This window comes from Kitasatospora putterlickiae (assembly GCF_039527695.1).
Taxonomy (GTDB): Bacteria; Actinomycetota; Actinomycetes; order Streptomycetales; family Streptomycetaceae; genus Kitasatospora; species Kitasatospora putterlickiae.
In genome coordinates, this window is the sequence record NZ_BAAAKJ010000186.1 from 50,865 (window position 1) to 60,695 (window position 9,831).

Consider the following 9,831-nt stretch of genomic DNA (forward strand, 5'->3'; position numbering starts at 1 on the left):
GAACGGCCCCGTGGGCCCGGTCCCGGGGGCCTGCCGGTCAGAGCAGGCACTCCCAGAACGGGGTGTGCTCGTTGCCCGGCCCGGCGTTGTACGCGGTGGTCACCGTCCCGAAGGCCGGGTTGACGACGACGATCCAGGTCCGCCGGCCGGGGTCGGCGTGCGGGCTGGTGTTGTTCCAGGTGTAGACCCAGTTGCTGTTGACCGGGTTGACGGTGGGAACGGCGGCGGTGGCCACGTTCCGGACGCAGTGGATCAGTTCCGGCACCTGGAGGGTCTGGCCCGGCGGCAGCGGCGCGTGGCCGTCGTCGATGTGCCGAAGTCCCCACTGGGTGTCCACCCCGCACAGCAGCCGCATGGTCCACCAGTGCAGGCCGGTGGGGTCGGTCATGGAGAACTGCTCGACGAAGCGCTCGGGGTTGTCGTTCCCCGGGTCGCAGTACCCGGGAGGCAGGACGCGGTGGGCCGGCGCGCCGGCCGGTGCGGCCGAGGCGGGACCCGCCGTGCCGGCCAGCAGCAGCGCGGCGGCCAGGGCCGGCGCGACCGGGTGCCGGCCCCGGGTCGCCCTCGTACGGTTCACCGTGGACATGGATCCTCCTCGCATCGCGGCGGTGACGGCCGTCGAGTCGTTTCCATGCGAACCGTGCCCGATGCGCGGAACGGCCGGGTTCCCTCTCCTGGCCGACACCGCGGGAGGGCCGGGGCGCCGCTACTCCGGCAGACGGTTGAGCCAGGTGATCGGCGTGACCGCGATCGCCGTCTCCGGGGAACCGTCCCACTCCACCGGAAGCCCGGCCGTCGTCAGCGCCGCGACGACGGCCCGCCCGACCTCGGCCGTCCGCCGCACGGCCGCCTCCGCCGGCTCGCCGTCCACCTGGAACCCGCCGTACCGCAGCATCAACGCACCGCCCTCGGCGGCCCGTTCGGTGTCCTGCTGATGGAAGAACACGAACCCGCGCGAGCCCTCCTCGGCCTCGCCCCCGATCTCGGCGTAGCCGCAGTTCGCGCAGCAGGTGAAGTCCATCGCGGCGACGACACCCCGCTCCTCCAGGGCGTCGAAGGCGGCCTCCAGCCGGTCGACGTCGGTCGTCTCCGGCCAGGCGGCCTGCTCCCGCAGACGCTCCCGCCACAGCGGAGCGACGATCCGCTCCGCCTCCTCCACCGTCAGTCCCTGGTCGTCGAGGTCCTCGACCAGGGACTCGGCTATCTCGTCCGGCTCCTGGAAACCGCACCGGATCAGCTCACGGGCCCGCTCCTCGGCGTCCCGCAGTACGTCGGCGGCAAGGGTGGTCTGCGCGGTGTCCTGATCCATGCCCGCATCCAAGCACCCGCCACTGACAATTCCGGCCCGCCCGGTCGGCAGGCGCTCAGCCGGAGGCGAGCCGGAACTCCAGGTTGCCGAACCGCACCTGGTCGCCCGGCCGGACCCGCGCCGCGCCGACGATCCGGTAGCCGTTCACATGCGTGCCGTTGGTCGATCCGAGGTCGTACAGCACCCAGCCGTCCCCCTCCCGGCGCAGCTCGGCGTGGTGCCGGGAGACCGACGCGTCGTTCAGCCGCAGCCCCGACCCCGGGATCCGGCCTATCGTCAACTGTCCGGCCCCGGCCGCCGGAAGGCTCAGCCCCGGCAGCCGCTCGGCCCGCCAGGCGTCGCCCATCCGCGCGCCGAACCCGGAGACCCACCCGACCGTGCGCAGCACGAACCGCCCCACCGGGTTCCCGGCCGGCAGGTCCGCCATCACCGCGTTCAACTCGGCGCGGCTGCCCGCGTGCAGCACGAGGTCCAGCCGCCCGAGAAAGGTGTCGTGCGACAGCCGGCCGTTCCCCGCGCCCTCCCGCAGCACCCCGAGCGCCCGCTCCCGCTCGGCCTCGGACGGCCGGACCACCCGGGTCCGGTTCTCACGCGACATCATGGACCGATTCTCGGCCGCCCCCGCCGACCTGTCCAGATTCCCCGGGCCGCCACTCGGTGCGGGCGGGGCGTCAGGACTTCCGGGCGGCGGCCAGGATCTTGACCGTGGTGTGCAGGAAGCGGGAGGTCACCGAGCCCCGGTAGGACTTCCCGAAGAGCGCACCGGTGGTGACCCACTTGCCGTCCTTCAGGTGCACCACGACGTACGCGGTGCCCGGGTCGGCGCCGATCACCTCGTAGTCGCCCTTCGGTGAGGTGTAGGGGACGGGGAAGTCGGCGGGCAGCGGCTCGGAGAGGAAGTTGACCGTCAGCCGCACGTCCGGGGTGGCCTCGACGCCCGCGAACGGCTCGGCGTCCAGCACCGCCTGGACCTCGTCCGCCGTGCGCAGCAGCACCGGCACCGGGAAGCCCAGCCGGTCCTCCAGGTGGCGCTCGATCCGCCCGGTCAGCCCGGCCCGCCCCGCCGCGTCGGTGGCCTCGGCGGTGAAGAAGACGTTGCCGCTCTGGATGTAGGAGCCGACGCGTTCCAGGCCCAGCTCGCCGAACAGCGCGCGCAGGTGCTCCATCCGCACCGTCCGGCCGCCGACGTTCACGGCCCGCAGGAAGGCGATGTAGGTGGTGGTAGTGGTCACCCGCCCAGTGTGGCACCGGGCACCGACGTCGGACGGCGGCCGTCGGTGCCCGGTGCCACACTGGCGCCATGGCTACCTGGCAGGATTTCGAGCACGAGGCACCGGACCTGGCCCCCGCCGTGCGGGCCCGCTTCGAGGCCAACAAGCACCACGTCCTGGCGACGCTCCGCAAGGACGGCTCACCCCGGGTGAGCGGCACCGAGGTGGACTTCGTCGGAGCCGACCTGATGCTCGGGTCGATGCACGGCGCGGTCAAGGCGCTGGACCTGCGCCGTGACCCCCGCTTCGCGCTGCACAGCAACCCGAGCGACGAGACGCTGGCCGGCGGCGACGCCAAGGTGTCCGGCCGGGCCGTCGAGCTGACCGCCGCCGCCGACCGCGCCGCCTACGAGGCCGAACTGCCCGAGCCGCCGCCCGGCCCGTACCAGGCCTTCCGGCTGGAGCTGGAGCAGGCCGTGCTCACCACGGTCGAGGGCGACACGGTGGTGATCAGCTCCTGGCGGCCGGGCGAGCCGGTGCGGCGGTTCGAACGCCGCTGACGCGGCGGCCGTCAGGGCAGCACGGACTTGACGGCCTCGGGGGTGCGGGCGACCACGGCGTGCCCGTCGTCCGCGGTGATGATCGGGCGCTGGATCAGGATCGGGTGCTCGGCCATCGCCGCGAGCCAGCGCGCCCGGTCGTCCGCCTCCCGGCCCCACTGCTTCATGCCGAGGTCCTTGGCCACCTGCTCGTCGGTCCGGGCGATGTCCCACGGCTCCAGGCCCAGCCGCTCCAGCACCTGCTCCAGCTCGGCGACGCCCGGCGGGTCCTCCAGGTAGCGCCGCACGGTGTACGTGACGCCCGCGCCGTCCAGCACGCCCAGCGCGCTGCGGCACTTCCCGCAGCGCGGGTTGATCCAGATCTCCATCCCGCCACCCTACCGACCACCCCGGTCCGGCCCCCGCCCGCGGGCCGCGCGCCGCCCCCGTCCGACCGCTTCGCCGGCTCCGTCTCGTTCCGGGAACTCCCTTCCGGTGACCGACAGTTGTCCGTCGGAGAGTGGGATCCAGGTCGGGCCCACGGAGGGGAAGACCGGATGGACGGCGCGTCGATCATCGAGCAGCTCATGACCGTCGAGGGGCGTGCCGATCCCTACCCGCTGTACGCGCGGGCGCACGAACTCGGCGCGGCCGCCCCGGCCGGCCCCGGGGCGGTCCTGGTGGTCGGGCACGCCGCCGCCAACCAGGTGCTGCGCGATCCCGGCTTCGTCCTGGAGGACACCAAGGCCCTCACCGCCCACCACGCGGAGCTGTTCGCCCATCCCGCCATCGAACTGCTCGGCCGCTCGATCCTCCAGCGCAACGCCCCCGACCACGGCCGGGTCCGCTCGCTCATCGCCTCCGCCTTCAACGCCCGCCGGGTCGCCGCCCTGCGGCCGACGATCGAGGCCGCGGTGCGCCGGCTGCTCGACGAACTGGCCGCCCGGGGCGCCGACGGCTCGCCCGTGGACTTCATGGACGCCTTCGCCTTCCGCCTCCCGGTCGAGGTGATCTGCGAACTGCTCGGCGTCCCCGCCGCCGACCGCCTCCGCTTCCGCGGCCTGGTCTCGGACCTCACCGTCATCCTGGAACTCATCCAGGACTTCGGCGAACTGGCCGCCGCCGACGCCGCGGCCGTGGAACTCTGCTCCTACTTCGAGGAGTTGGTGGCCGAACGGCTGTCCCGTCCGACCGGCGACCTGGTCAGCGACCTGGCCCGGACCGCCGCCGACTCCCCGGACCGGATCTCCGGCGAGGAGTTGCTGAGCAACCTCGTCCTCCTCCTGGTGGCCGGCTTCGAGACCACCACCAACCTCCTCGGCAACGGCCTCGCCCTGCTCTTCCGCCACCCGGAGGCCGCCGAGGGCCTGCGCACCGGCGCGCTCGACCCCTCGCTCTTCACCGACGAGGTGCTGCGCCACGACTCCCCGGTCCAGGTGACGTCCCGGATCTCCACCGCACCCGGCCTCACGGTGGCGGGCCTGCCCACCCCGACCGGCACCGTGGCGTTCGTCATGCTGGGCGCCGCCAACCACGACCCGGCCCGCTACCCCCGCCCGGACCGCTTCGACCCCACCCGCACCGACAGCCAGCCGCTCAGCTTCGGCGGCGGCGCGCACTTCTGCCTCGGCAGCCGACTCGCCCGCCTGGAGAACGACATCGCCGTCCCCGCCCTGCTCGACCGCTTCCCCCGGCTGGCCCCCGGCGGCGTGGCCACCCGCCGCGACCGCCTCATCCTGCGCGGCTACGAGACCCTTCCCGTCATCACCCGCTGACCCCCTCCCACTCCATCAGGTTGGCGAACAGCACCGCCTGCTCCCTGGCGTCGTCCAGGGCGTGGTGCGTGTGGGGCAGGCCGGGCAGCAGTTCCTCGGGCATCGAGCGCTTGCCGATCCCGGCGAACGGCACGCCCGCGCGCGCCGCGTACAGCGTCTTCATGTCCAGGCAGCCCGAGTGGCCGAACGGGCTGGAGCCGGTGAACCGGACCAGGTACCAGTACAGGAACTGCCAGTCGTAGACGGCGGGATAGCCCACCATCACCGGCCGGTACCGCCGCCCGTCCGGCCCGGTGCGCACCCGCTCCAGCCAGCGGGTGAACTTCCCCATGGCCACGCCGGGTTCCGTGCCGCCCGCGAGCAGCGCCGCCCGGTCCAGCCCCGAGACGGCCAGCGCCTCGGGCACCCAGGTGTCCGACACGGGCCGCAGCTCCCGGTAGAACCCGGCCGCCCCGGCGTCCCGGACCCGCCGGAACCCGTCCGCGTCGTGCCACCCGGCCACCACCGCACCGAAGGAGACCATCGAGTACGGCCCCGGAATCGGCCCGTCCGCCTCCACGTCCACCGACACGTACACCGTCGGCGTGACCTTGCCCGCCGCCCCGCCCGTCGTTGCCATGCGCCAAGTCTGGTGGCCCGGACGCCACCCCGGCCACCGGGTTTCGCCGGGCCCGACGACCGTCCACTCCGCCGTCCCGGCCGGTCCGTCAGCCGGCGTCGTCGAGCGCCGGCGCGACGGCGCCCGGTCGCGTGAAGTCACCGTCCAGAAGGGCCCCGCGCCCGGTCGGTCGGTGGCTATACTCTGTCCCCTCATGGTTGACTGATGAACTAGTCACCGAGGGTGAGGATGCTGAGCATGAACGAGCCGAACGACACGGCGCCGCCCGGGCCCGGTGACGAGGCGCTCGCCAGACTCGCCGACACCCTCGGGCAGCCCCCGGCCGGCGTGCTCGACGCCGCGAAGGCGCTGTTCGCCTCGATGTTCGCGGAGGGCCTGGTCGGGACCTCCGACGAGGACGGCGAGTTCGAGGTGGACGAGGCCCGCCTCGATGACGAGGCGGGCGAGGCCTGAGCAGGCCGGACCGTGTCCGGGGAGGAGCTTTCGGCGCGGAGTCAGCGCTGTAGTTCCAGGGCGTAGGTGCGCATCCCGGAGCGGGTGACGGCGTCGGCCAGTTCCTTGGCCCGCCCGGACCGTTCGGTCTCGTGCTGCAGGAGCTTGGCGAGATGGGTCAGGCAGCGCGCCCGGATCGGACCCAGGGAACCGCGCGGCATGCCCAGCGTCGCGCTGATCTCGTCGTAGGACATCGGCGGGTCCGTCACCAGCAGTCCCAGCAGGGCCTGGCACTTGGGCGAGAGCGCGCAGTACGCGACCAGCACCTCGTTGTCGCGCTCCTTGGCGAGCGCGACCTCCTCCGGGTGGTTGCCGGAGGGCTCGGACCGGTCGAGCACCGGAGAGTCGCCGACCGGCGAGGTGCGGCCGGACTTCTCGATGTGCTTGAGGCTCTCCCGCCGGGCCGAGACCGCGATCCACTGGGACAGCTTCTCGGGGTCGCGGAGCTTGCCCAGGTGCTGGATGACGCGCATCCAGGTGGTCTGGCTGACGTCCTCGCAGTCGGCCGTGCTGAGCCGGTGGCCCCGGGCGATCGCCCAGATCAGCGGCGTGTAGCGTTCGACGATCCGGCTCCAGCTGTCCGGGTTCCCGGCTATGCAGTCGTCAACTAGTTCGTTCAGGGTAGGTGTACGCATACGTGCCCCCGCATGTCTGCTCCTCGCCAGCAGAGGGGCCGTGCGCGTGGCGCCGACCCGATCGCTGACGTCGATGTCCGCCGAACGCGTCCGCTGCGCGTCGAATGGAGTGAGTGGATCCTCTGGTGGGATCCTCGACGGCTCTTTGGCGTTCCCCTCATCGTCGGCACCGACCTCTATCGCCGAGCACCGACAATTGTCGTTCCCGGTAGTCCTCCGCTAGGGCCTTAGGACCCCCTGTCCTGTTCCCCGAAGCCCGGAGGATGCCGCCGAAATCCCGATACTCAGTTCTTGACGCAGTATGTCGAACACTGGGCTGGATCGTCAAAGATCCTCTGCTTAAAGCGATGTGGCGGATCGTGGGTTTCGGCCGGGCCGGCGGACGTACGGGCTGGGAGTACGCCCCGTGTGCCGGGCTCGGGACGGGGCGGATCGGCGGTCCTTCCGGATTTCCGGGGCGCCGGGCCGCGCCCGGTCGGCCGGGTGATCATGTGCTTTCCCGGACGGTGGGCCGGGGCGGGTTGGCGGGGGGCGCCCGCAGGAAGGTTTGTTTCCAATTCTTTTTGTCCGACTTCGAGGCGCCGGACCCAACTCGCGGGTAACCCCGCTTCGACGGCCGGTGGGGTGCGGCGGTCGGCGCGGCGAATTGATATGCCATGGTCAAGAGAGGGTCAAGAGGTGGCGGGGTGCGGGGGTCCGGCCCCGGGCGTCCGGTCGGCCGCGCCGCTGTGAGGTTCGCCACATTCGTGACGGAGGTCGCCGCCGCGTGTATCCGGACCCCGCGCCAGTGGATCTGGGTTCCGGCAGATGGGGCGCCGTTGGCACGCGGGGCGTGGGCAGGGGCGGTCCCGGGCAGGCCGCAAACCGTCAGGAAGGCAAGCAACCGTGACCGTTGAACGCAATCCCTGGCCGGCGCTGGGTGCGCTGATCGCCGGGTTCTCCCTGATCGTCCTGGACATGAGCGTGGTGGCGGTCGCCAACCCCGCGATCACGGAGTCGTTCCAGAGTGGCGTCTCACAGGTGATCTGGGTGACCAGCGCCTACCTGCTCACCTACGCCGCGCCGCTGCTGTTCACGGGGCGGCTGGGTGACCGCTTCGGGGCGAAGAACGTCTACCTGGTCGGCCTCGTGGTGTTCACGCTGGCCTCGCTGTGGTGCGGCATGGCCGGAAGCATCGACATGCTGATCGCCGCACGCGCCGTGCAGGGCCTCGGCGCCGCGCTGATGACCCCGCAGACCATGGCGGTGATCACCAAGATCTTCCCCGCGGACAAGCGTGGCGCCGCGATGGGCGTGTGGGGCGGCTCCTCCGGTGTCTTCCTGCTGCTGGGCCCGGTCGTCGGCGGCCTGTTGGTCGACTCGGCCGGCTGGGAGTGGATCTTCCTGATCAACGTGCCGCTCGGCGTGCTGGCCTTCGTGCTGGCGTGGAAGCTGGTGCCGTCGCTGCCCACCGTGGAGCACAGGTTCGACCCGATCGGCATCCTGCTGTCCTGCGCGGGCATGTTCCTGCTGATCTACGGGCTGCAGGAGGGCAACAACAGCGACTGGGACGCCGGCATCTGGCTGATGATCGGCTGCGGCGTGGCCGTGCTCGCCCTGTTCGTCGTCATGCAGGCCTTCACCAAGGGACAGCCGCTGCTGCTGCTCTCCCTGTTCCGGGACCGCAACTTCGCGCTCGCCAACATCGGGATCGCGGGCATGGGCGCGGCCGTGACCGCGTGGACCGTGCCCGCGTACTTCTTCCTGCAGGGCGTGCGGGGGCTCACCGCGATGGAGTCGGCCCTGATCTTCGCGCCGCTGGCGATCCTGACCGGCGTCTTCGCGCCGTTCGTCGGCAAGATCTCCGACAAGGCGCACCCGCGCACCTTCACCACCATCGGCTTCACGCTCTTCGCCGGCGCGATCGTGGTGTTCGCGCTGCTGATGACCCCCGACTCGCCGCTGTGGGTGTTCTGTGTCACCGCCGGCGTGACCGGCATCGCCAACGCCATGGTCTGGGGGCCGCTGGGCGCCATCGCCACCCGCAACCTCCCCGTGCAGCAGGCCGGTGCGGGCTCCGGCATCTACAACACCATGCGGCAGATGGGCTCCGTGCTCGGCAGCGCCGTGGTCGGCGCCGTCCTGGTGAACCGGTTCGCGGCGCACCTGCCCGGCAACGTCGGTCAGGGGGGACACTTCGAGGGCAGCCCCACCGCGCTGCCGAGCGCCGTCCACGAGCCGTTCGCCAAGGCCCTGAGCGAGACGAGCCTGCTGCCCGGCGCCTTCCTGGCGGTCGGCGCGCTCGCGTCCGTGCTGTTCGTCCGCTTCCCGGCGTCGGCCGCGCCGCAGGAGAAGCCGGTGGTCGCCGGGGACGCCGTCGCCAAGTAGCGGGGCCGAGGACATCGTGTGAACCGGTCGGGCGAGACCGGCAAGTGAAGGAATCGAGCGGGGAGACCGAGAACATGACCGACGTGGACGCCTTCGACCTCTGGATCCGCAGGCTGAGTTCGGCGGAGGAGCCCAAGGCCGCACTGGTCTGCTTCCCGCACGCCGGCGGCTCGGCGAACTCCTTCTTCCAGTTCGCCCGTGGTTTCGGCGAGTTCGACGTCTACGGCGTGCAGTACCCCGGACGGCAGGACCGGCGGCGCGAGCCGTGCCGGGACAGCGTCGAGGAGCTGGCCGCCGGCATCGCCGAGCAGTTGGACGGCTGGACGGACCTGCCGGTGGTGCTGCTCGGCAACAGCATGGGCGCGCTGGTGGGCTTCGAGGTGGCGCTGCGGCTGGAGGCCGCGGGCCACCCCCCGCTGTCGCTGTTCGCCTGCGGCCGGGTGGCGCCGACTCTGCGCAAGGACGAGCGGACCCATCTGAAGAGCAAGGACGACTTCCTCCGGGAGATGGTCGAACTCGGCGGGATGGGGAGCGAACTGCTGCAGGACGAGGAGATCATCGACATCGTGCTGCCGCCGATGCGGGCGGACTACCGGATCGCGGAGAAGTACTGCTGCGCGCCGGAGACCCGGGTCTCCGTGCCGATCCACGTGCACATCGGCGGCGCCGACCCCAAGGTGACCGAGGCCGAGGCCGCCGGGTGGCGGCAGAGCACCACCGGGGAGTACAGCCTGGACGTCCACGAGGGCGGCCACTTCTTCTTCACGGAGAACGGCGACGGGCTGACCGCCGCCGTCCGCAGGGCGGTGGACGACGCGCTCTCCGTGAACGCGTAGGCGTCGGCGCGGACCCCGCGAGGGGCCCGTGGTCCACCCCCGGGCCGG

The 9,831-nt window shown here is 72.2% G+C and carries 12 protein-coding genes; 5 read left to right on the forward strand and 7 right to left on the reverse strand.

Going from position 1 to position 9,831, the window contains the following annotated elements:
- Positions 1-37: 37 nt before the first annotated feature.
- From ABD308_RS18735 to ABD308_RS18750, 4 genes are all read right to left on the reverse strand, one after another.
- Positions 38-586, reverse strand: coding sequence for a hypothetical protein (locus ABD308_RS18735; protein ID WP_344335932.1), 549 nt, complete (start codon positions 584-586; stop codon positions 38-40).
- A gap of 120 nt (positions 587-706) precedes the next feature.
- The gene (locus tag ABD308_RS18740; protein WP_344335935.1) at positions 707-1,309 is read right to left on the reverse strand and encodes a DUF6891 domain-containing protein; all 603 of its coding nucleotides are present in this window, start codon (positions 1,307-1,309) and stop codon (positions 707-709) included.
- A gap of 55 nt (positions 1,310-1,364) precedes the next feature.
- Complete coding sequence (locus tag ABD308_RS18745; RefSeq protein ID WP_344335937.1) at positions 1,365-1,910, reverse strand: FHA domain-containing protein; 546 nt, start codon at positions 1,908-1,910, stop codon at positions 1,365-1,367.
- Positions 1,911-1,980: 70 nt separating this feature from the next.
- Positions 1,981-2,541: a DUF1697 domain-containing protein gene (locus ABD308_RS18750; protein ID WP_344335938.1), complete on the reverse strand. Its 561-nt coding sequence runs from the start codon at positions 2,539-2,541 to the stop codon at positions 1,981-1,983.
- A 68-nt stretch (positions 2,542-2,609) separates the two neighbouring features.
- Here ABD308_RS18750 and ABD308_RS18755 point away from each other — a divergent pair, with 68 nt between their 5' ends.
- Positions 2,610-3,080, forward strand: coding sequence for a pyridoxamine 5'-phosphate oxidase family protein (locus ABD308_RS18755; RefSeq protein ID WP_344335940.1), 471 nt, complete (start codon positions 2,610-2,612; stop codon positions 3,078-3,080).
- An 11-nt stretch (positions 3,081-3,091) separates the two neighbouring features.
- On the opposite strand, the gene ABD308_RS18760 is transcribed toward ABD308_RS18755, so the two are convergent.
- On the reverse strand, positions 3,092-3,448 hold the full coding sequence (locus ABD308_RS18760) for an arsenate reductase family protein (protein WP_344335942.1): 357 nt from the start codon (positions 3,446-3,448) through the stop codon (positions 3,092-3,094).
- A 168-nt stretch (positions 3,449-3,616) separates the two neighbouring features.
- On the opposite strand from ABD308_RS18760, the gene ABD308_RS18765 reads away from it, so the two are divergent.
- The gene (locus ABD308_RS18765; protein WP_344335945.1) at positions 3,617-4,834 is read left to right on the forward strand and encodes a cytochrome P450; all 1,218 of its coding nucleotides are present in this window, start codon (positions 3,617-3,619) and stop codon (positions 4,832-4,834) included.
- Here the strand turns inward: ABD308_RS18765 and ABD308_RS18770 are convergent.
- Positions 4,824-5,453: an exonuclease gene (locus tag ABD308_RS18770; RefSeq protein ID WP_344335947.1), complete on the reverse strand. Its 630-nt coding sequence runs from the start codon at positions 5,451-5,453 to the stop codon at positions 4,824-4,826. The genes ABD308_RS18765 and ABD308_RS18770 overlap by 11 nt on opposite strands.
- A 237-nt stretch (positions 5,454-5,690) precedes the next feature.
- Here ABD308_RS18770 and ABD308_RS18775 point away from each other — a divergent pair, with 237 nt between their 5' ends.
- Positions 5,691-5,906, forward strand: a complete 216-nt coding sequence (locus ABD308_RS18775; protein WP_344335950.1) for a hypothetical protein — start codon at positions 5,691-5,693, stop codon at positions 5,904-5,906.
- 41 nt (positions 5,907-5,947) lie between these two features.
- On the opposite strand, the gene ABD308_RS18780 is transcribed toward ABD308_RS18775, so the two are convergent.
- Positions 5,948-6,580 (reverse strand): RNA polymerase sigma factor, encoded by a 633-nt coding sequence (locus ABD308_RS18780; protein ID WP_344335951.1) that lies wholly within the window; start codon positions 6,578-6,580, stop codon positions 5,948-5,950.
- 885 nt (positions 6,581-7,465) lie between these two features.
- On the opposite strand from ABD308_RS18780, the gene ABD308_RS18785 reads away from it, so the two are divergent.
- Positions 7,466-8,947 carry a DHA2 family efflux MFS transporter permease subunit gene (locus tag ABD308_RS18785; RefSeq protein ID WP_344335953.1) on the forward strand — a complete coding sequence of 494 codons (1,482 nt, stop codon included), beginning with the start codon at positions 7,466-7,468 and terminating at the stop codon, positions 8,945-8,947.
- A gap of 74 nt (positions 8,948-9,021) precedes the next feature.
- On the forward strand, positions 9,022-9,783 hold the full coding sequence (locus ABD308_RS18790) for a thioesterase II family protein (protein WP_344335955.1): 762 nt from the start codon (positions 9,022-9,024) through the stop codon (positions 9,781-9,783).
- Positions 9,784-9,831: the final 48 nt, after the last annotated feature.